This is a genomic window from Endozoicomonas sp. ALD040 (assembly GCF_049275945.1).
In the GTDB taxonomy this organism is placed as follows: domain Bacteria; phylum Pseudomonadota; class Gammaproteobacteria; order Pseudomonadales; family Endozoicomonadaceae; genus Endozoicomonas_A.
Genome location: NZ_CP184829.1, coordinates 4,673,343 through 4,693,505, shown reverse-complemented (window position 1 = coordinate 4,693,505; position 20,163 = coordinate 4,673,343). Strand labels below are relative to the sequence as shown.

General features: G+C 47.6%; 20 protein-coding genes. 12 read left to right on the top strand and 8 right to left on the bottom strand.

The genetic code is table 11. The annotated features are described in order from the left end of the window. Positions 1-273: 273 nt before the first annotated feature. Positions 274-1,971, bottom strand: a complete 1,698-nt coding sequence (locus tag ACOJUN_RS17710) for a hypothetical protein (protein ID WP_422133234.1) — start codon at positions 1,969-1,971, stop codon at positions 274-276. A 568-nt stretch (positions 1,972-2,539) separates the two neighbouring features. Between ACOJUN_RS17710 and ACOJUN_RS17705 the strand changes: the two genes are divergently transcribed. Next, a complete protein-coding gene (locus ACOJUN_RS17705; protein WP_422133233.1) occupies positions 2,540-2,926 on the top strand; it encodes a hypothetical protein in 387 nt (128 codons plus the stop codon). Positions 2,927-3,119: 193 nt separating this feature from the next. On the opposite strand, the gene ACOJUN_RS17700 is transcribed toward ACOJUN_RS17705, so the two are convergent. From ACOJUN_RS17700 to ACOJUN_RS17690, 3 genes are all read right to left on the bottom strand, one after another. Then, complete coding sequence (locus ACOJUN_RS17700) at positions 3,120-4,103, bottom strand: transposase (RefSeq protein ID WP_422133232.1); 984 nt, start codon at positions 4,101-4,103, stop codon at positions 3,120-3,122. Positions 4,104-4,199: 96 nt separating this feature from the next. Continuing rightward, positions 4,200-4,487: a helix-turn-helix domain-containing protein gene (locus ACOJUN_RS17695; protein WP_422133231.1), complete on the bottom strand. Its 288-nt coding sequence runs from the start codon at positions 4,485-4,487 to the stop codon at positions 4,200-4,202. A 79-nt stretch (positions 4,488-4,566) separates the two neighbouring features. Further along, the gene (locus ACOJUN_RS17690; protein ID WP_422133230.1) at positions 4,567-4,791 is read right to left on the bottom strand and encodes a hypothetical protein; all 225 of its coding nucleotides are present in this window, start codon (positions 4,789-4,791) and stop codon (positions 4,567-4,569) included. Positions 4,792-5,301: 510 nt separating this feature from the next. Here ACOJUN_RS17690 and ACOJUN_RS17685 point away from each other — a divergent pair. The 10 genes from ACOJUN_RS17685 (at position 5,302) to ACOJUN_RS17640 (ending at position 15,481) form a co-directional block, all read left to right on the top strand. Continuing rightward, positions 5,302-5,712 carry a hypothetical protein gene (locus ACOJUN_RS17685; protein ID WP_422133229.1) on the top strand — a complete coding sequence of 137 codons (411 nt, stop codon included), beginning with the start codon at positions 5,302-5,304 and terminating at the stop codon, positions 5,710-5,712. A gap of 722 nt (positions 5,713-6,434) precedes the next feature. Continuing rightward, entirely contained in the window at positions 6,435-7,877 is a 1,443-nt protein-coding gene (gene ccoN / locus ACOJUN_RS17680; protein ID WP_422133228.1) for a cytochrome-c oxidase, cbb3-type subunit I, read from the top strand. Between the two features lie 15 nt (positions 7,878-7,892). After that, positions 7,893-8,504: a cytochrome-c oxidase, cbb3-type subunit II gene (ccoO, locus tag ACOJUN_RS17675; protein WP_422133227.1), complete on the top strand. Its 612-nt coding sequence runs from the start codon at positions 7,893-7,895 to the stop codon at positions 8,502-8,504. A 5-nt stretch (positions 8,505-8,509) separates the two neighbouring features. Beyond that, the gene (locus ACOJUN_RS17670; RefSeq protein ID WP_422133226.1) at positions 8,510-8,722 is read left to right on the top strand and encodes a cbb3-type cytochrome oxidase subunit 3; all 213 of its coding nucleotides are present in this window, start codon (positions 8,510-8,512) and stop codon (positions 8,720-8,722) included. Beyond that, on the top strand, positions 8,722-9,642 hold the full coding sequence (gene ccoP, locus ACOJUN_RS17665) for a cytochrome-c oxidase, cbb3-type subunit III (protein WP_422133225.1): 921 nt from the start codon (positions 8,722-8,724) through the stop codon (positions 9,640-9,642). Before ACOJUN_RS17670 ends, ccoP begins: the two co-directional genes overlap by 1 nt. A 363-nt stretch (positions 9,643-10,005) precedes the next feature. Next, positions 10,006-11,406: a cytochrome c oxidase accessory protein CcoG gene (ccoG, locus tag ACOJUN_RS17660; protein WP_422133224.1), complete on the top strand. Its 1,401-nt coding sequence runs from the start codon at positions 10,006-10,008 to the stop codon at positions 11,404-11,406. A gap of 18 nt (positions 11,407-11,424) precedes the next feature. Beyond that, positions 11,425-12,003: a FixH family protein gene (locus tag ACOJUN_RS17655; protein ID WP_422133223.1), complete on the top strand. Its 579-nt coding sequence runs from the start codon at positions 11,425-11,427 to the stop codon at positions 12,001-12,003. Positions 12,004-12,022: 19 nt separating this feature from the next. Continuing rightward, positions 12,023-14,521, top strand: a complete 2,499-nt coding sequence (locus ACOJUN_RS17650) for a heavy metal translocating P-type ATPase (protein WP_422133222.1) — start codon at positions 12,023-12,025, stop codon at positions 14,519-14,521. Positions 14,522-14,527: 6 nt separating this feature from the next. Continuing rightward, on the top strand, positions 14,528-14,701 hold the full coding sequence (gene ccoS / locus ACOJUN_RS17645) for a cbb3-type cytochrome oxidase assembly protein CcoS (protein ID WP_422133221.1): 174 nt from the start codon (positions 14,528-14,530) through the stop codon (positions 14,699-14,701). Positions 14,702-14,767: 66 nt separating this feature from the next. Beyond that, complete coding sequence (locus tag ACOJUN_RS17640; RefSeq protein WP_422133220.1) at positions 14,768-15,481, top strand: sulfite exporter TauE/SafE family protein; 714 nt, start codon at positions 14,768-14,770, stop codon at positions 15,479-15,481. A 19-nt stretch (positions 15,482-15,500) separates the two neighbouring features. Here the strand turns inward: ACOJUN_RS17640 and ACOJUN_RS17635 are convergent, their stop codons facing one another. From ACOJUN_RS17635 to ACOJUN_RS17620, 4 genes are all read right to left on the bottom strand, one after another. Continuing rightward, positions 15,501-16,031: a DUF3605 domain-containing protein gene (locus tag ACOJUN_RS17635; protein ID WP_422133219.1), complete on the bottom strand. Its 531-nt coding sequence runs from the start codon at positions 16,029-16,031 to the stop codon at positions 15,501-15,503. Positions 16,032-16,181: 150 nt separating this feature from the next. Beyond that, positions 16,182-16,394: a hypothetical protein gene (locus ACOJUN_RS17630; protein ID WP_422133218.1), complete on the bottom strand. Its 213-nt coding sequence runs from the start codon at positions 16,392-16,394 to the stop codon at positions 16,182-16,184. A 108-nt stretch (positions 16,395-16,502) separates the two neighbouring features. Further along, a complete protein-coding gene (locus ACOJUN_RS17625) occupies positions 16,503-17,096 on the bottom strand; it encodes a hypothetical protein (protein ID WP_422133217.1) in 594 nt (197 codons plus the stop codon). Positions 17,097-17,305: 209 nt separating this feature from the next. Further along, a complete protein-coding gene (locus tag ACOJUN_RS17620; RefSeq protein WP_422133216.1) occupies positions 17,306-18,301 on the bottom strand; it encodes a hypothetical protein in 996 nt (331 codons plus the stop codon). 405 nt (positions 18,302-18,706) lie between these two features. Between ACOJUN_RS17620 and hemN the strand changes: the two genes are divergently transcribed. Then, positions 18,707-20,098 carry an oxygen-independent coproporphyrinogen III oxidase gene (gene hemN / locus ACOJUN_RS17615; protein WP_422133215.1) on the top strand — a complete coding sequence of 464 codons (1,392 nt, stop codon included), beginning with the start codon at positions 18,707-18,709 and terminating at the stop codon, positions 20,096-20,098. Positions 20,099-20,163 lie beyond the last annotated feature (65 nt).

Sequence of the window (20,163 nt, the reverse complement as noted above, 5' to 3'; positions counted from 1 at the left end):
AACTCTAGTAGTACTATGACTCTTGACAAATGAAACTAATCAAAACCCTTCATCGGTTATGCTCACACACAATTCCAATAGCTGCACTCTGTGGTAGATGGCCTCTGATCCGGAGAATCCCCTCAGACAGCCATCGACCTTATTGTTTATCAAATTTTTTTGAACATTCAGGAAAAATATGGACCAATAGTGAAGTTGTATGACAATACCCGATATTTCAGTGACAATGACTGCCTCAAGAGCAAGAACAGGCCTTACAATGCGCTGAACTACTTATTCAGAAAGAGACTGTGGAACAACGACTTTACTCCAGTCAATTTCAAGCCACCCTCCGGGTAAATCCTGTGAAGTTGTATTTCCTTGATTAGCTTGAGTTCTGGCCACTTGATCAGCAGGCATTACCAACAACCAATGATTAGAAGCATGAAGCAACATCATACAATGACGATTTTCATGTAACGCTTCGACAATTTCGTTTTGATTCTGAAAGTTAATATCAACACCATCTGGTGTTATCAAGCTAATCTGAAAAGGACATCCTGAAGTGGGAGCATTAGAAGCTATATCAAACATTAAAATATTTTGGTTGATAAACGGGGCAATCAGGTAACGAATATGATTATCTTCAAGCCACATTCTATCCGAATGAGACCCATTCATTTCATTGGCCATTGATACGACAAAGTCAGGTTCATCACCTTCATCAACCCGTTCTTGCGCTCTGGCAGAAAAATATTCAAATACACCACTTGCCGTTAATTCATCTGGATTTTCAGTCATTTCAGATAAAAGCTCATATCTGTTGTTTCTGATCCAACTGAGGATAGCATGCCAGCCACAGTAGCCATCAGTTGGCATATTATGAACCTCAAAGCCGAGCTCATTTAAATATTTACTCGTATTTTCCAGACTGTTAGAACCGTCTGACTTTACTCTTTTGAAACTATTGACAATTCCCGTCAGAGCAACGAATAAGGCTTTAGTAATGCTAAAGACATCTGCCGAGGTTTTAGTGTACTCTCTGCAGGCTTCATAGATATTTTTAGCTTTAGCAGTAACATTAGTACCAGTGCCGGGGCTTTCTTCAACAAAGGTTTCCAGTTGGTTGTAGCTTCTGGGAAATGTCCATACACAAGCATTGTTTGAACCAATCATTCCGAAAGCGCAATAGTCTTCCTGATTCTGTACGCTGCTGAGGGCCAGCGTTTCGCAGGATTTCTTCTGACATACTAATGATGGAAAAAAAATCATAGAACCTTTATTTCTCTCTCCTTTCCTTCTTACACCGGACTTTTCAATATCCAAACGAACATTGGAATCTAGCTGAAAAGTCTGGGAATTATTATGGTGTTCATTTCCAAGAGGAATAATAATTCTAATGTATATAAAACCATCTTTTCTTCTGTCTTTAGTTTCAATATTCCACCCAAACCACTCAAGGCTCTCTAATAAATAGTCTTTACAGTCATTTCTCGACTCTTCATCACCAAAACACTTAAATAAAAGCACTACTTCCAAATCAGAGATTTTACTAACAAATGATTCAGCAAACTTTGACTCTCTATTTTTTTGCTCGATAAATGACGTATAAAAAAGATGATACCAAAAAGACTTGGTAATAAAATATTGAGTAAAACCTGGCTCATCATCTCCAAAATCAAAATAATGCAAATAAAATTTATAATCATCAGAACCCTCAGCAAAAACCCCAAACTCACGAGAAGGAACCAAAAAACAAGAGAATGGGTTTTTTAAATGTTTCATAAAGACGACTACTGCTTTACGACTCCCTTTATTTTCATCTTTAACATCTTCTATAGAGTAACTGAACTCTGTATTAAACTGATAACACCCATCCATCAAGAATTTCAAATTAGATGGTTCGACAACGAAAAAAACTCTTAAATCTTCAACTGCTCTTACATCTTGTAGATAAATTACTAATAGCCAAAAAAAGAAGTGTCTATACATTCCAAGACTCCTGTATTGTTATAGCCGTCAGAAATTAGGGCGAAGCCTACATGGTAGACTACAGGATGCCATTTCAATCAAGTTTTCCATACTTGCGCCCCTACTGCCTGTAAATCTGTAGCAGATGACCCTGGAATGAAAGATCATACACAAAGCGCGTTTTCGTCAGACTGGCAAAAGCGTCGTGGCATTGCCGACTTGCACCCACTCACTTACTGGGCTGATCTCTCGTCGTTTATAGTACTTTCGTACATTTTTTACTCAGATTAATTTGCTACCAAAGGCTGTGATCTTTCAGTACCAGCAGGCGTGCTTCTGCAATGGTGTCTGAACTGCTGCAATCACCGGCCACTCCCGAAGACTCATAAGTACTCAATCGGCTTTGGCAAGCTTTTCAATTTTTTTAAAACCTTTTGAACTTTTTCGGCAAAAGATCATCAGATAGAGTAATGAGTTGGAATTATAAAGGACTATATCCATGCATTTACCACCAATCTCCTCACAGCCAAAGCACATCTCGGCAGATACGACTTGCCAGGCGGGCCCGTGCCCGAAAATTACCAAGCGGTTGCCTGTAGATGACACTCTTTCAGATGAGCAACAGAGCCTTCATCCCATAAAAACAAGAAAAATAACAACCCTGGAAAAACCAGCAGGCTATTTCACCGTTGGCGAAAAATACAAAATATCATTAATGGAAGATTACCTGCACGGAAACACTCAGCACTTCAGTGACGATGACTGGCTCTATCTGATAATAAAAATGGGTAAGAGGATTATCAACAGAAAAAAACAGGAAGCATTTCAAAAAGAATCCAGTAGAACAAAAAAAGAGTGTTTTTTAATAAAAATGACCAAATTACAAATATTGAGATACAAAATTGAAGATGTAGTTCATCATTCGCACTTAAAAGAGAATAAGACACCCATAAAAAAGAGAATAAGACACCCATAAAAAATAAGACATTCAAAAACTGTAACCCCAAAAAGGATCAGAAAATCTATCTTCAAGTAGCGTATCAATGAGACACACAGCGCCATCCAACGAACAGAGGCTGTCCAAGCCATAATTCAGACAATGTAAATCCATTCTGACATACGTCGAAGAGATAAAGAGAGCGTCTTTGACTTCTTAACTGACTTCTACGCTAACCTGTCAGGTACAAACGACTGCAGGCGTTTAAACCTCGAAGCCACTTCTGTCCGGCTTCAAGTGCAAAGGCCTTCATCGCTTCCAGACGGCCAACTGCCCGATAAAAACGATTATTCCATTGCATGGTTTTCAGCCACTCATCCGGATCAATGTCCAACCTTTGAAGAATCGGAGGGGTGCACGACGGGATGAAACCTTTCTTATCTGTTCTAACAATGCGACCGCTCCAGTCAACCAGTTCCAGATAGTCGTGAAGAAGGTAGGGAAGGGCAACGTCCGTATTCTGGCCCTGCGAACAAAAAGGTTTCAGGGTCAGCGGCTGTTTTTTAGTCTCAGAATGTGTAACCTGCTCCACGCGTTCCTGAATCGACGTGTAGTCGGACTCTTCGGGTGTTTCTACCTTTCCAGCCCGAATCGGATTCAAGTCAACATAGGTCATGCAGGTCAGTAACGCTGCTTCGTCCAGCAATGCCTGGCTTTTAAAGCGACCTTCCCAGAAGCGTCCTTTACACTCGTCTTCTTTGTTGGCCTTACGAGCAAGACATTCATTCAGGCAGCGCATAAACCAGCTGATATCCGTTAAACGACGCCGGTATTCCTCAGCATATTCATCAATACGGGCCAATTCAGCGCTGCCCAGTTTGTCAGCAGCCAAATACCTTTGCACCAGAAGTGGACCCGTAAACAAGGTCGTCCAACGATGAAGCACTTCGTCCCGTGACCAGCCTCTGGCAGATGACTGATTGATGTGCAAAACCACATGATAATGATTCGACATGACAGCGTAAGCGCAGACTTCGATAGCAAAGACTGAAACCAGTTCCCGGAGTTTATCCACCACCCACTGGCGGCGATGCTCGTAGTTCTTGCCAGTCAGGTGGTTCTCTCCACAGAGGTAAGCCTGACGAACACATCTTGCCATGCAGTGGTAATAAGGCGTTGAACTGGGGTCAATCAGAGTATTGCGGGCCTGAGCCATGGACTCACCTGTCCTGGTAAAAAATCAGTGATGGATGAAAAAGTAGACCAGGTGGATGATAAAGCAAATTTATGGATGTCTATTTTACTTTATGGGTTAGCGTAACTCTTGAAATACTTCAGGACACTGCTCTGCTATTCTGAGCAAGGCTTTTGCCGGACCTTGTGGCGTTCTACGTCCTTGCTCCCAGTCTTGAATGGTTCTGATACTCACTCCCATGAAACCAGCAAATGCTGATTGTGAAAGTTGTAATTTTTGTCGAATTTCTTTGGCTGGAGATGGCTCTGAAAGAGTAGAAGTTTTCAACTTTCCCTTACCTGATTTAAAAGCCTTAATTTCTTCTATACCATCAAGAATTTCTTGGCCGATATCACGATCATTCATTTACGATAGCCTCCGCAATCTTTCTAAGTATGTGGCCGGGTATAGAGGCTTGTTCAGACTTACTGTACATTGTGAGCATTCATATTTCATGGTCACTCTTTTTCCAGTAATAAATTACTCTAACGCCAACACTTTTACCTTTGCCTTCTGGTGCCCAACGTACTTTACGGACACCTCCGCTACCACGAACAATGTCACCAGAATCAGGTTTCTCCTGAAGGTGCCATTGCAACATTCTGTATTCATCATCTGACAAATAATAAGAGAGTATCTTGGTAAATTTACTTGTTTCGATGAAAATCATAGATTAGAAGTATACGGCATTGCCGTATTTTGTCAAATTCACCTATTTTAATGGCTCTATTCCTGAAGAAAACAAATTTATGGGTGTCATTTTTTTTAGGAAGCCAATGGCCTGGACAAATGCCCGGATAAAGGCATTGTAGGCTTTAAGCGGTACGTTGCGCTGCTGTTGTTGCCAGCAATCTAAAGCGATTAGGTAAAATTCTTCTGAGTAGAGATCGTCAATAGCTTTCCAGCCTGTTACCGGTCAGTTTTTGTTTTATCGTGCTATGCATGAGGGTTTTGCACGATTTGGAAAGGGTGTTTTTGTTTATATTCCACACAAATGAGTATAAGAAATAGCCTTTGCTTGCCGTAGCAGTAAAGTTCAGTCGCTATGAATGGATGTCAGTCAGAATTCGCTTGAATGGATGTCAGTCAGAATTCGCTGTGAATTTTCTGGGTTTTCTGACAGGCACCACATAGAACCTCATTAGAAATAGTCTATTGGTCCGCTATGCAGCCGTATGAAATGACGGAGGATTTTTTTATTTCAAGACATGATCATAAGTACCAGAACTATTTCTCACATATCAAGCAGAATAAAAGACCTGATCCAGAGATAATGAAAACTTCAAAGGAAACCCATAATGATTCACTTTCTCATAAAGCGGACGATGATAGAAATCATAATTTTGGACTTGCACATATGTTTGGCTTTCCCTTACAGGCCTTTATAAAAGGGCTGTGCAAATTATCTATAAACATTCTGGAACAGCAATCACCTACTCACTCTGATGAATACGAACAGTTCAGTTCAATAGCCATCTGGGTTGTTATGCGGCTACTGGCGTTTCTTCCAGCAATAGACAGATCTCATGCAGAGCAGACTTTTGTGCTTCTGGCTTCTGCTAACACTGACACAAAACTAAACATCCTCTGACAATGGCAGAAATTGACAGCAATGACCCATCTTACTCGTCTGATACAGCCCTGACCCCATGGCGATCCTGACAGACTCTATACAAAACAGGCCATCACAAAAGATTTCAATACATAGCAGCCAGTCATACCCAAAAAGCATTAGCAGGCCAAGTAATATTTCTGTATGATTGCGACGGGTTTGGCGGTATCACAAAACTCTGCCAACCGATAAGGACCGGATAATAACCAGAAGTGTGCAAGATCAGGACTATCGGATCAGGATCAAAACACTCGGAGTCTGAAGGTAATAGGTCAGTCCCAAGTCATTCAGCCAGAGCCTGAGGATCTCTGTCAGGTAATGAATTTGACAACTGTCTTATATCAAACACTCGCGAGCGCAGCTTTTTGGCCGCCCTCATGAGCGCAACGTTCCGACTCAACTCGTTAACTGCATTTTTACTAACAAAAAATTTGCAGGAAGCACGGCCTTACGTAAACCCGGGGGAGCTGGCCAGTAGCAAAGAATATCTGGCCTGAAATCCAGTAAAACAGTTTCACCTTTACTTTTCAGAAGACTTTGGCGACCAGATAGCCTTGGCCTGACTCTGAAAACACTGCGCCCAGTGTCAAAGTGAATACCAAAATTGGAATGTGTTACTGGATTTTCGGTCAAAGTTGCAAAGCCTCAGGTTATCTCCAAGTCGTAATAATTGTTAGCAGAACCCGAAGGTAACACGGAGCATGAGCACTGCAACGATACAGCCAACCTATAACTATAAGGTTGTCAGGCAGTTTGCCATCATGGCGGTGGTTTGGGCCGTCGTCGGGATGGGGATGGGACTGTTCATCGCTACCCAGATGGTATTCCCTGAACTGAATCTTGATCTACCCTGGACCAGTTTTGGCAGACTGAGACCCTTACACACAAACGCCGTTATTTTTGCATTTGGAGGCTGCGTCCTTTTCGCCACCTCTTACTATGTCGTTCAGAGAACCTGTCAGGCTCCACTGGCCATGCCCGGACTGGCATCTTTTACTTTCTGGGGTTGGCAGCTGGTGATTGTCCTGGCCGCTATTACCTTGCCTATGGGCATGACTTCTTCAAAGGAATATGCCGAACTGGAATGGCCCATCGATATCCTGATTGCCATTGTCTGGGTAAGCTACGCGATTGTCTTCTTTGCCACAATCATGAAACGTAAAGCCAGGCACATCTATGTTGCCAACTGGTTCTTCGGTGCCTTTATCATTACTGTTGCGATCCTGCATATTGTCAACAGCGCCTCTGTACCCGTCACCCTGACCAAGTCTTACTCTGCTTACGCTGGCGCTATGGATGCCATGATTCAGTGGTGGTACGGACACAATGCAGTAGGCTTCTTCCTGACCGCTGGCTTCCTGGGAATGATGTACTACTTCGTACCCAAACAAGCTGAGCGTCCGGTATACTCTTACCGCCTGTCTATCGTGCACTTCTGGGCTCTGATCGCCATCTACATCTGGGCGGGCCCACACCACCTGCATTACACCGCACTGCCCGACTGGGCCCAGAGCCTGGGTATGGTAATGTCCCTGATTCTGCTGGCTCCATCCTGGGGAGGCATGATCAACGGCATCATGACCCTGTCCGGCGCCTGGCACAAACTGCGCACCGATCCAATTCTGCGTTTCCTGGTGGTATCCCTGTCCTTCTACGGTATGTCGACCTTTGAAGGCCCTATGATGGCCATCAAGACAGTCAACGCTCTGTCTCACTACACCGACTGGACGATCGGTCATGTCCACTCCGGCGCACTGGGCTGGGTAGCCATGGTCTCCTTCGGCTCCCTGTACCACCTGATTCCCAAGGTGTGTGGTCGTGAACAGATGTACAGTGTTGGCCTGATCAACGCTCACTTCTGGCTGGCTACTATCGGAACCGTTCTATACGTTGTGGCTATGTGGGTCAACGGCATTACCCAGGGCCTGATGTGGAGAGCTGTAAACAACGACGGCACCCTGACCTACAGCTTCCTCGAGTCTGTAACCGCCAGCCACTTTGGCTACGTTGTCCGTGCAATCGGTGGCGCCTTCTTCGTAGCAGGTGTTCTGATCATGGCTTACAACTTATACCGCACTGTCAGACAGGGCAGTGAAAACCAGCAGGAAGGTGAAGTTCAGGCGTCACCTGTACAGACGGCCTGACCGGGGGAGTTCACCATGAAAAAACATGATTTAGTTGAAAAAAATCTTGGTTTAATGGTGGCACTGATCGTAGTAGCCATCAGCTTTGGCGGCCTCGTTGAGATTGTGCCACTGTTCTTCCAGAAAACCACCACTGAGCCGGTGGCAGGCCTGAAGCCTTACAACGCCCTTCAACTGGAAGGTCGTGACATCTACATTCGCGAAGGCTGTGTAGGCTGTCACTCACAAATGGTTCGCCCCTTGCGCGCTGAAGTAGAGCGTTACGGTCACTACTCTGTAGCCGGCGAATCTGTCTACGACCATCCCTTCCTGTGGGGCTCTAAACGAACAGGCCCGGACCTGGCCCGAGTTGGTGGTCGTTACTCTGACGAGTGGCACCGTGCCCACCTGAACAACCCCAGAGATGTTGTGCCCGAGTCCATCATGCCATCTTATCCATGGCTGAATGAAAACGTTCTGGACGGCAAACTGACCGGCAAGAAAATGGAAGTTCTGAGAAGCCTGGGCGTACCCTACACCGATGATGACATTGAAGGTGCAGCTGCCGCTGTCAAGGGTCACTCTGAAATGGACGCCGTAGTGGCTTATCTGCAGTCACTGGGCACCGCTCTCCAGAACAAACGGTGACACTCATGGATATTAATGATCTGAGAGGACTGTCCACTGTGTTAGCCATGCTCGCCTTTGTGGGGGTTTGTTTCTGGGCGTACAGTGGCCATAAAAAGCGCGACTTTAATGAAGCGGCATCATTGCCGTTTGCAGATGACGAAGCTCATATAAATACGCAACACGCCAGTGGCATAGCAAATACTGAGCACGCAGACAAGGACAAAGGGGCCATATAATGATGAGTAGTTTCTGGAGTGGATGGGTCGTCATCCTTACTCTGGCCTGCCTGGCATTTGTAATCTATGTGCTGTTTACTACCTGGAAGCAGCAGCGCGAAGAGACAACGACTGAAACCACCGGGCACGCCTACGACGGTATCGAAGAGCTGGATAACCCCATGCCTAAATGGTGGCTGGCTTTGTTTGTCGCCACCTTCATCTTTTCTGCTGTTTACCTGGCTCTCTACCCGGGTCTGGGAAACTGGAAGGGCTTTCTGGGCTGGACTTCTACGGGTGAACTGGAACGTCACCAGCTAAAACATGATCGCCGTTATCAGCCACTGTTTGCCCAGTACGCTGATACTCCGATTGAAGAGCTGGTTAAGAACCCTAAAGCCGTCAAGATGGGTGAGCGTATCTTCCTGAACAACTGTGCCTTGTGTCACGGAAGTGATGCCGCCGGTGCTTTTGGCTTCCCGAACCTGACCGACAATGCCTGGCTCTATGGTGGCACGGCTGACGCCATCACCACCACGATCATGGAAGGCCGCAACGGGCAGATGCCTGCCTGGGGTGCGGTGATTGGAGAGAAAGGTGTTCGTGACGTTGCCACTTTCATCCGTGCTAATGCAGGTCTGATCGACAAGGTAGACACGGCCACAATGACTGCAGGCAAGAAGATTTATGACACGACTTGTGCAGTGTGTCATGGTGCCGACGGCAAAGGTAACCAGACGCTGGGGGCACCCGACCTGACCGATGAGATCTGGCTGTATGGCTCAAGCCAGGCTCAGGTGGAATACACCATTCGCAAAGGTCGTAACGGTGTAATGCCAGCCTGGAAAGACATTCTGGGCAGTGAAAAAGTCCATCTGGTCGCTACCTACGTATTCAGTCTGGACGCAGACAACAAAGACAACGAAGAAGCGCAGGACTAATACCAATCGTGCTTTCTAACTCCCGTGATGAGCATGGAGATTTGAGCCTTAAGACAAGGCGGCGTGAGGAGTCATAGCCTTAGCTATGGCGACGATCGGCAACGCAGGATTAAGGCTCAAATCTTCAGCGCAATAGGGAGTTAGAAAGTTCGATTGGTATAATTACCTTCTGGCACCTTGTCATGAAAACCGCAGTCATCTGGCTGCGGTTTTTTTTATCATGTAAAATAATGCCGAGTTTCCGATAGCATCTTTTATAAGCAATGAAAAACAAATGCCGTTCGAAGGACCGCTTCTCAAATTCATAGGGGAGAATTCGGTTCGCTGGACAGCCTGTATCGACCATCAGGGCAGTGAAGTGAAATGCCAGAGTCAGACCAAAAAATCCAATCCAATGGACCGGAATTGATTGACCTGTATCAAAAACCGGACAAAATCTACACTCGCAGTTTCCAGGGGTACTTTCGCAATCTCAGGCTCGTCGGGGGAGCGCTGTTATTCCTTCTGTATTTCGGCACGGCCTGGCTAAATCTGGATGGCCGACAGGCTGTGCTGTTCGACTTGCCAGAGCGTAAATTTCATATTTTTTCCGCTACTTTCTGGCCGCAGGACTTTATTCTGCTGTCATGGCTCTTGATTATCTGCGCCTTTGGCCTGTTTGCCATAACGGTGTTTGCCGGTCGGATCTGGTGTGGCTACACCTGCCCCCAAAGTGTGTTCACCTGGGTATTTATGTGGGCGGAGAAGATCACAGAAGGTGAACGCAACCAGCGAATACGCAGGGATAAAGGTCCAGTGTCGGCAGAAAAAGTTCTGCGCAAACTGGCAAAGCATGGTATCTGGCTGAGTGTTTCTGTTGCCACGGCTATCACATTTGTCGGGTACTTTACTCCGATTCGGGAACTGGTTCCGAATATTTTGTCCCTGAAGGTAAGCCCCTGGGCGCTTTTCTGGCTGGGCTTCTTCACTCTGGCAACTTACGGCAATGCTGGTTATCTGAGGGAGATGGTCTGCCTGCACATGTGCCCCTATGCACGGTTCCAGAGTGTTATGTTTGACCGGGACACTCTGGTGGTCGCCTACGATCATAACCGTGGTGAAAACCGGGGCTCTCGCAAAAAAGGTGTGGACCCCAAAAGCCAGGGACTGGGTGACTGTATTGACTGCAGCGTCTGTGTACAGGTCTGTCCGACCGGTATTGATATCAGGAACGGGCTGCAGATCGGCTGCATAGGCTGTGCGGCCTGCATCGATGCCTGCGACAGCATTATGGACAAGATGGGCTACGAAAAAGGCCTGATCCGCTACACCACAGATAATGAGCTTTCAGGTAAGAAAACCCGTTTCGTACGTCCCAGGCTGATCGCTTACACCACTGCCCTGCTAGCAATGATCGGATTGTTCATAGGAAGCCTGAACAATCGCTCGGCACTGGAACTGGACATTCTCAGAGACCGCAATCAGCTTTATCGCACCACTTCTGATGGCAGCATTGAAAATACCTATATCCTCAAACTGGCTAACAAGGATCAGCGCCCGCTGACCATGACCGTCAGTGTCAGGGACATAGGGGATCTGAGTACCAAAGGCGATATGAGCTTTACGGTCAATGCTGGCGAAGTTGCGCAACACGTAGTTCGACTGGTGTTGCCTGCGGGTTCTATCGATTCCGGCAGCCGCGATATTGAATTTATAATCAGCAGCGATCAGCCGGATATTGAGCCTGTGAGTGCCGAAAGCCGATTCCTTGCTCCGCAAATCTGAAGACAGGTAATAACGATTATGAGCCTTGTGAAGAATGAACCCGTCACCCGCTGGTACCAGGAACCCTGGGTATGGGGAATTCTGGGAGTACTGGCCGTCACCTTTGTCTGGGGCAGCTACCGGACCTACTATGCGTTCAAGATTCAGGACAGTGTGGTGGTCGATGACTACTACAAAACAGGTAAACAGATCAATGAAGACCTCACCCGTGATCACAACGCCAGGGACTATGGCATTCGTGCCAACCTGCTGATTGATGACCTGACAGGAGAGGTCCGAATCACCCTGAAGGGCGACATCAGTGAGTGGCCCAAACAATTAAAACTGAGCCTGCTTTCTCCGGTATTCGCCGATCAGGACAAGGTCATCATGGTCAACCGTTCCATCTCTGGTGATCAGTCCACCCAGATCTATGTGGGCCAGGTTGATGAAGCGGTTGAGGGGAAAACCTATGTCCAGCTGGAAACACTGGATGAACTGATTCCTGAAGTCGGTTACGAAACAGGCTGGCGCCTGAATCAGCCTCTGATGCTGAAAGCCGGTGTTGTCAGCGCGCTGCTGCCACGTGGTAGCTCAAAAGCCAGCTCTGAACCCTGAAGCATTTTGGATTGAGTGGATGAGTAAACATTCTGAAAGTTGCCACTGTTTCCATTGTCACCTGCCTATCGAAGGGACTCCGCCTTACACGGCGATGGTTGAAGATGTAGAACAGCCTATGTGCTGCCCTGGCTGCAAGATGGTGACTGAAGCCATCATTGCCGGCGGTCTGGACAGCTATTACCAGCACCGCACCGATCCCGGTCTGCAAGCCAATGCACTCAGTCAGCGACTGGAAGAAGAACTCCGGCTCTACGACCGGGATGACATTCAGCAGGACTTTGTGATCCGCAATGGCGATTCTGAAAGACAGGCCAGCCTATTGATAGAAGGCATCACCTGTGCTGCCTGTATCTGGCTGCTGGAGAGTCATATTGGCCTGATCGAGGGTGTGGAAAACGTCACTGTTAACCTGAGTACTCATGAAGCCCAGATCAGCTGGAATAATGAACAGGTTCCACTCAGCGATATTCTGATCGCCATTCACCAGATTGGTTACAAGGCCTACCCCTGGCGAGCGGATCGTCAGGAAGCCATGCTCAAGAAAGAGAACCGCGTATTTATACGACGCCTCGCCATTGCCGGTATTGGCACCATGCAGGTCATGATGTATGCCATCGCGCTATACTCCGGAGCGATCAGTAATGACATGACGGCCCCCTATCGGGATCTGATCCGATACATCAGTGCCCTGGTGGCCACTCCGGTGATACTCTACTCTGCTGCACCTTTCTTTAAAGCAGCTCTGCGAGATGTCCGTACCCGTCATCTCAGCATGGATGTACCGGTCTCCATTGCCATCGGTGGCGCCTATGTTGCCAGCCTCTGGGCAACGGTAAACGGCAGTGGCGAAGTGTATTTCGACTCGGTTTCAATGTTTACTTTCTTCCTGCTGACCGGTCGCTATCTGGAACTCCGTGCAAGACACTCAACCTCACGGGCAGCCCGGGCCCTCAGCAACCTGCTGCCCTCCAGCTGCCTGAAAAAAGACGGTGATAAGTATGTTCGAGTCCCTCTTCAAGATCTGAAACCCAAAGACTATGTTCGGGTATTGCCCGGTGATTCCATCCCGGCTGATGCCGTTATAGTGCAGGGAAGCAGCAGTGTCGATGAGTCCATGCTGACCGGCGAATATCTGCCAATAGCCCGCAGCAAAGGTGAATCAGTAATGGGAGGCAGCCTTAATATCGACAACGCCCTTGAAATTGAAATCACTCATGTGGGCGAAGAAACCCGGATGTCTGCGATTCTCCGACTGCTAAAACATGCCCAGCAGGACAAACCTGCCATTGCCCGACTGGCAGATCGTGTTGCCGGTTACTTTGTAGCTTCGGTACTGGTGACCGCAACGGTCGTTTACTTTTACTGGTCCGGTGTTGCAGCGGAAGAAGCGTTCTGGATCACCCTGTCGGTACTGGTCGTCACTTGCCCCTGTGCACTCTCTCTGGCAACGCCAACGGCTCTGACGGCAGCAACAGGCTATTTGCATAAATTAGGATTCCTGGTTACCCGGGGTCATGTACTCGAAGGTCTGGGCAAAATCACCCACATTGTTTTTGATAAAACCGGCACCTTGACCCAGGGCCGTTTAAGAATGGAAGGCATTTATCCCGTTGCCGGCTGCCAGTATTCTGAAGATAATTTGCTCGCCATTGCTTCAGCCATTGAAGCGCATTCGGAACACCCGATTGCCAGAGCTTTTGCCGTCGCCACTGACCTCAGGGCTGAAGAGGTCGTCAGTCATACCGGACGGGGCATTGAAGCGAGAGTGGCTGCAAATTACTACAAAATTGGTCGTCCCGATTTTTGTTGTCAAACAAATAGACCGGCACCACCGGAGCAGCAAGGACAATGGTTACTGATGTCCGAGAATGACTTGCCACTGTGCTGGTTTAAAGTGGCAGACAGTCTCAGACCCGAAGCGGCCCGTGTCATTGCTCAGTTAAAAGAATCCGGTTTCAGGGTTACACTGCTCAGTGGTGATCAGGAGCCGGTAGTAGCAGCTGTCTCCCGACAATTAGCCATAGAACAATGGCACTCTCAGGCCAGTCCGGATGACAAACTGCAATTTATTCGTCAGCGACAAGCTGATGGCGAACATGTTCTGATGGTGGGCGATGGTATTAATGACGTACCGGTTCTGGCCGGCGCAGACATCTCTCTGGCCATGGGCAATGCTTCAGATCTGGCCAAGACCAGTGCCGATGCCGTTCTTCTATCCGATGACCTGAGTCGTCTGATTGACGCCTTTGACCTGGTCAGGCGAACCCGCAAGATCATTCGCCAGAATCTGGCCTGGGCACTTGGCTACAACATGACGGCCCTGCCCCTGGCAGCGGCCGCTATGGTGGCTCCCTGGATGGCTGCGATTGGCATGGCACTGAGTTCTCTTTTGGTAGTAGGCAACGCACTGCGTTTGAGCAAAGACAAAAAGCCTGCTCCCCGGGGAGAACAACTTGCCAGCCGGGATAGTGATCGTGAAAATGCGAATAATCTGCAAGTTGCTGTGAAGGTATAGAGCCCTATGGAAAGCCTGATCATTCTTATCCCTATAGCCGTAGTGTTGATTGCCGTTGCTGTCAGGATATTCCTGTGGGCAGTCGATAATGACCAGTTTGATGATCTGGAAGGGCCCGCCCATAGTATTCTTTTTGACGATGGCCCGCCAAAAGCCAGTCGTCCGTCCAAAAAAGAGTGATCAGAAACAGCCCTGAGCCTATAAAAAGCCCTGAGCCTATAAACAACCCTGAGCAGATAGATAGCCATGACCGAAGTACCCACTCTACTAGCCGCAAGCACCCTTGGCTTGCTGGGAAGTACTCACTGCATTGGCATGTGTGGGGGTATCACCTCGGCCCTTAGCCTTTCCCTCAGAGGGCGCTCAAAAGCTGAAACCAGCTGGTTAATGCTGACATATCATGCAGGCCGAATCAGCAGTTATGCTCTGGCGGGCCTTCTACTTGGATTAGTGGGCTGGTTCCTGGGGGATGCCAGCGAAACCCTGCAATCTTCACTTCGAATCATTGCCAGCGCTATGCTGATCGCCATGGGTCTTTATATCACCGGTTGGTGGAAAGGTCTGATGAAAATGGAAAAGCTGGGGCAGCACCTCTGGAAACACATTCAACCGCTCGCCAGCAAACTACTGCCTATTCGCAGCACACCTAATGCTCTGGCCCTGGGTGCCCTTTGGGGTTGGCTTCCCTGTGGATTGGTTTACAGCACACTGATCTGGTCTGCCAGTCAGAATAACCCGACTCAGTCTGCCTTATTGATGGCCGCTTTTGGGCTGGGCACCCTGCCCTCTGTATTTCTGACCGGACTATTTGCAAGACAACTGGCGTCTGTCATACAAGCCAGCCTGACCCGCAATATTGCCGGCATTATGATGATTCTCTTTGGTCTCTACAGTATTCCGGGCCCGCAACAGGGTTGGGTCATGTCCGTACTCTCTGTTGGACACGGCGGGCATTACTGAACGACCAGGGATCCCGCCCTTATTGACCAGACTGCAAGATCTGCTCGACCTGATCAGCAATCTCCTTTGAGTTCACACTCCTGAGGAAGATATGAGCATGAGCCAGACCCGCCACCGTTCGTTTATGGGGCGGATTCACATGGACATACCATTCCAGAGAGTACTTTGACAGTAACTCGCCAAGATTTTTCTTTAACAGCCGGTTTGACTCTTCCTGCAAAAACTCTTCCTGCCAGTCCTTGCCGGATATAAACAGCAACAGATGTACTACGTCGTCTTCCAGCCAATAAGGAAAACTATTCAACGCCAGTCGGCTTTCCAACATACAATGACCATCACTGCATTCCAGCGCCCTTTGCTTTGATAGCTTGAAAATATTCTCCAGAACAGCAGTTTCAGGCGATTTCCCAGTCAGCTTCAATTGCGTCAGATAGCCAAGGTAAGCCGCCAGCTGGCCAGGACTTCTTCGGGTATCAATATGGCCTGACTGAATCTCTTGCCAGGTAATCACTCCGGAGAAGGTGACAATACCGAAAAGAACCTTGAACAATGCAAGACTGCAAAGGCCAATAACTCCCAAAATATTCTCTCCCGGTTGAGTCCAATGTTATTTGTTGTCCAGCATAGACTGATTGGGTGCTGTCGGCGCAGAAGTGGATGCTTTGCCTTTGTGATCCTTGGTGAGATTAACCCCATGCTTTCAGGCGCTCTGTGTCCCAGTGTGGGTAGCTAAGTCGTCATTCCCGCGAAGGCGGGAATCCAGCGCCAACAGTGGATCTCTGCCTTCTCGGTGATGACAAGGCCAGGAGGGCACCGGGCAGTATGGTTCTGGTGGTGAGTCAGTGTGGATTCCCGCCTTCGCGGGAATGACGGGAGTAAACTCGTTCCCATGCTGGAAAGAGTTTTGCGACACCCTCTGGAGCGTGGGAACGAGTAAAGAGTAATGAATCGCTCGAGGAAGCAGTGCGATCAATAAACCCCTGTCGCTTTTTGTGCACTTACCTTTCTACAGCAACGTTTTTTACTGATGTGGCTGGGCCGGTCCCGGTTCTCTATAATCGGTCAGATTTTTACTATCATCGTTCAGCCGACGTTTATAAAAGTCCTGCTCCGTTTCAATAAACATTCCATCATAAAAGCCCCGGTTCGTTTCAATAAACATTCCATTAATTGTAGGAAAGATTGTGGGCTCTCCTCCAATTCCAAGAGTTAGGCCCATCATGTTTCCTCCTGAAAAACTATTAGGTGAACTCGAAGATTCACTTAGATAACTATAAGTTGGTGCAGAATAGCCATTGGCCCCCGATTCACAATTCTGCGGTGGTTGAGATTTCGCTCTGGTTGCGGCGCTGCCTGAACCCTGACTTACATCGGCTGCATTTCGGCCTGTAAAATTTGGGATTACTTCCAGACGCTCACAGGTACGTTGAGCACATGAAACAGATTGGAGCGGATCTTGTCTTGTTGGGCTTACATGAGATGAAGGCTCAACCCCAACCAGACTTCGACCATTTGACGTTGTTGTCGAACAGCTATTGGATCCCGCTGAAGTGTATTGCGGCGGTTGAAATTCAGCTCTGGTTAAAGCGCTGCTTGTTGTTGTTCCGTAAGTCATAATCTATCCTCCGTGATAATGTATGGTTTTGGGCAGGCAACGGACATTAAAAGTTCCCGGTTAACTGGAGCCCTCCTGGCTATTCAACGCAGCAAACTCCCTGCTTGGCCGTAAATGGACTATACCCTTCTCGCAAAAGCTTTTTGATGACATAACGGTTAGCCGTTCTAATCAATAGGGGACGCAACAGCCCGTTTTGAGCAGGTGGCTCAATGATTGATCATCTTGAACACCTTCTGACAGAACATATCCAATAAGTCGGGACTTAAAACAATTTTCAACTTATCACGTATATCATCGAGGTTGCCTGATGGGGTGATTTCTAGCCAATCGTCGAGCAATTGACAATTGCTTTCATCCATATTTTTTACAAATTTTTCCAGATAATCATTATCTATATTATCAATCAGACTGCTCCAGTCAGGTGCAATAGTAATACATGGAGTGTAATGATCCTGGGTACTGGAATTCGAATCTTCTTCGTATATGAATGGATGACCACTTTCCAGAATTCCAAATCCAAGGAGTTTATCTATACTGTCCTGCACCCCCATCATAAATGAGTAAAATGCTTTTACCTTTAACTCAGTGTCTGGCTCCAGTGTGTACTCCCTAAGACCTACCCGGAGGCCCCTGACCTCAAAATCCTCTGAATCCTCTGAATCCTCTGAACCCTTTGACATTATGTATTCACTGTAACGATTGCCGTTCTCGTCTACTACATCATAGGGTGTCAATAAAAATGGCAGTGCATCTTTATCTTCTTTTAATTGGGATAAATCTTCAGGCTTAAATCTTTCTTCCTCTAACACTAAGTTGGTCATTTCTTGAATAAACTCAGCAGGGATTTTTCCGATTTTTTCAAAAACTTTGCCAGTGCCCTCCGATTCACAATACTGCGATGGTTCTGATTCCGCTGTGGTTGCGACGCTGCTTGCAGCCCGATTTACATCGGTTACATTCTGGCCTGTAAAACTTTGGAGTTCTTCCAACCACTGACAGGTACGTTGATCCAATGAACCACGTTGGCGCAGATCGTATCCTGTTGCGCTTGTACTACTTGTACTAGATGCAGGCTCAACCAGACGTCGACCGTTCGATGTTGTCGCCGGACAAGTATCAGACCCCGCTGAACTGTTCTGCGGCGGTTGAAATTTAGCCCCGGTTGCGGAGCTGTCTGTTGTTGGTGTTAATCCATAAGCCATGATCTATCCTCCGTGATAATTTATAGTGTTAGACAGGCAACGGACATTAAAAGTTCCCGATTGCCTGTATGAACTCTCAGGTTTGCAATGAAGCAAATTCCTTACTTTGCTATCAATTGATTTTAGCCTTCACGCAAAGACCTCTTAATGACATTCCGGTTAGCATTTCTAACGGCCTTTCTCCTGAATCCACAGCCCTAAAGAAAACTTTTTCCATGTCTGCCCCACAGGCGCGAAAGCATGGGAACCGGTATGAATTGCGTCACCTACTTATTGACACACGTCAAATACATTTGGCTTTTTAGTCTTTAAACTGTTAATAAAAGAACCGGTCAATCGGCTGTTTACCTGTATATTCATCAACAGAGCCCAGCCAGATGAGCTGTAACCAATTCGAGAGTTAATATGAGTACAGCCCCCGTATGGGATACAGGTCTGATCAAGAAGTATGACCTCAGTGGCCCAAGATACACATCCTACCCCACTGCCGTTCAGTTTCAGGAGGGGTTTAAACCCGAGCACTATGAATCCAGCGCCCGGGAAAGCAGTGCGACTAATAAACCCCTGTCGCTTTATGTACACATACCTTTCTGCAGCCACGTCTGCTACTACTGTGGCTGCAACAAGATAGTCACCAAACACCGTTCCAAGGCAAAAGACTACCTTGACTACCTGTTTCGCGAGATTGACATGCAAGCCAGTCTGTTTGGCCGGGAGCAGAGAGTCGAACAGCTTCATTTTGGTGGCGGCACTCCGACGTTTCTGAGCCCGGACCAGATTTCTGCGGTGATGGACAAGCTGAGATCCGTCTTCAACTTCAACTGTCAAAGTCATTCGGACTTTTCCATCGAGCTGGACCCTCGCGAGGTGGATTGGGTCATGATGTCTCGCCTGCGTGACGAGGGCTTTAACCGTATCAGTATCGGTGTACAGGATCTGGACGAGAAGATTCAGAAAGCCATCAACCGGGTGCAACCCGAAGAACAGGTTCAGTCTGTTCTGGATGCCGCCAGAACCATGGCTTTCAAGTCAGTGCATATGGACCTGATTTATGGCCTGCCTCATCAGACCGTCGAAGGTTTTATGAATACCGTGAACCGGGTGATCGAGATGGCACCAGACCGACTGTCATTATTTAACTACGCTCACCTGCCACACCGTTTCAAACCGCAGAGAAGGATCAACGAGGCAGATCTGCCTTCTCCTGAGGAAAAGCTCGACATTCTGCATAAGGCTACCGAGAGGCTGGTGGAGCGCGGCTATGTCTTCATCGGCATGGATCACTTTGCCCTGCCGGATGACGAGCTGGCCATTGCCCAGGAAACAGGCACCCTGCACAGAAATTTCCAGGGTTACACTACACACAGTCACTGCGATCTGATTGCCATGGGCGTCTCTTCTATCAGCAAGGTGGGCGGTGTTTATGCGCAAAACCATGTCAGCATGGAAGCGTATGAAAACTCGATCAATGAAGCCCACCTGCCAATCTACCGTGGTTTGACCATGAATCGTGACGATGAGATTCGCCAGAGTGTCATCAACGAACTGATCTGCCATTTCAAACTGAACTTTGCTGAGGTGGAAGAGCATTATGGCCTCAAGTTCAGTGACTATTTTTCTGATGCACTGGCAGCACTGAAACCTATGGCTGACGATGGTTTGCTTTCTTTGACTGAGCAGGGAATTAAGGTGGAACCCAGGGGCAAAATGCTGATCAGAAACATCTGCATGCAGTTTGATGGTTATTTTAAGCAGCAGATACAACAGCAGCAGAACCTCTATTCAAAGGTTATTTGACACTTTTCGTGTAGAAATGCGGGCAATGCACGATTTCTATTGTTTGGTTATCCTTTTAAAAGCCA

What these genes read in the sequence shown, in the direction of transcription:
- ACOJUN_RS17710 (WP_422133234.1), bottom strand. Translation starts at nt 1,971, where the DNA reads ATGTATAGACACTTCTTTTTTTGGCTATTAGTAATTTATCTACAAGAT.
- ACOJUN_RS17700 (WP_422133232.1), bottom strand. Translation starts at nt 4,103, where the DNA reads ATGGCTCAGGCCCGCAATACTCTGATTGACCCCAGTTCAACGCCTTAT.
- ACOJUN_RS17695 (WP_422133231.1), bottom strand. Translation starts at nt 4,487, where the DNA reads ATGAATGATCGTGATATCGGCCAAGAAATTCTTGATGGTATAGAAGAA.
- ACOJUN_RS17690 (WP_422133230.1), bottom strand. Translation starts at nt 4,791, where the DNA reads ATGATTTTCATCGAAACAAGTAAATTTACCAAGATACTCTCTTATTAT.
- ACOJUN_RS17685 (WP_422133229.1), top strand. Translation starts at nt 5,302, where the DNA reads ATGACGGAGGATTTTTTTATTTCAAGACATGATCATAAGTACCAGAAC.
- ccoN (WP_422133228.1), top strand. Translation starts at nt 6,435, where the DNA reads ATGAGCACTGCAACGATACAGCCAACCTATAACTATAAGGTTGTCAGG.
- ccoO (WP_422133227.1), top strand. Translation starts at nt 7,893, where the DNA reads ATGAAAAAACATGATTTAGTTGAAAAAAATCTTGGTTTAATGGTGGCA.
- ACOJUN_RS17670 (WP_422133226.1), top strand. Translation starts at nt 8,510, where the DNA reads ATGGATATTAATGATCTGAGAGGACTGTCCACTGTGTTAGCCATGCTC.
- ccoP (WP_422133225.1), top strand. Translation starts at nt 8,722, where the DNA reads ATGATGAGTAGTTTCTGGAGTGGATGGGTCGTCATCCTTACTCTGGCC.
- ccoG (WP_422133224.1), top strand. Translation starts at nt 10,006, where the DNA reads ATGCCAGAGTCAGACCAAAAAATCCAATCCAATGGACCGGAATTGATT.
- ACOJUN_RS17655 (WP_422133223.1), top strand. Translation starts at nt 11,425, where the DNA reads ATGAGCCTTGTGAAGAATGAACCCGTCACCCGCTGGTACCAGGAACCC.
- ACOJUN_RS17650 (WP_422133222.1), top strand. Translation starts at nt 12,023, where the DNA reads ATGAGTAAACATTCTGAAAGTTGCCACTGTTTCCATTGTCACCTGCCT.
- ccoS (WP_422133221.1), top strand. Translation starts at nt 14,528, where the DNA reads ATGGAAAGCCTGATCATTCTTATCCCTATAGCCGTAGTGTTGATTGCC.
- ACOJUN_RS17640 (WP_422133220.1), top strand. Translation starts at nt 14,768, where the DNA reads ATGACCGAAGTACCCACTCTACTAGCCGCAAGCACCCTTGGCTTGCTG.
- ACOJUN_RS17625 (WP_422133217.1), bottom strand. Translation starts at nt 17,096, where the DNA reads ATGACTTACGGAACAACAACAAGCAGCGCTTTAACCAGAGCTGAATTT.
- ACOJUN_RS17620 (WP_422133216.1), bottom strand. Translation starts at nt 18,301, where the DNA reads ATGGCTTATGGATTAACACCAACAACAGACAGCTCCGCAACCGGGGCT.
- hemN (WP_422133215.1), top strand. Translation starts at nt 18,707, where the DNA reads ATGAGTACAGCCCCCGTATGGGATACAGGTCTGATCAAGAAGTATGAC.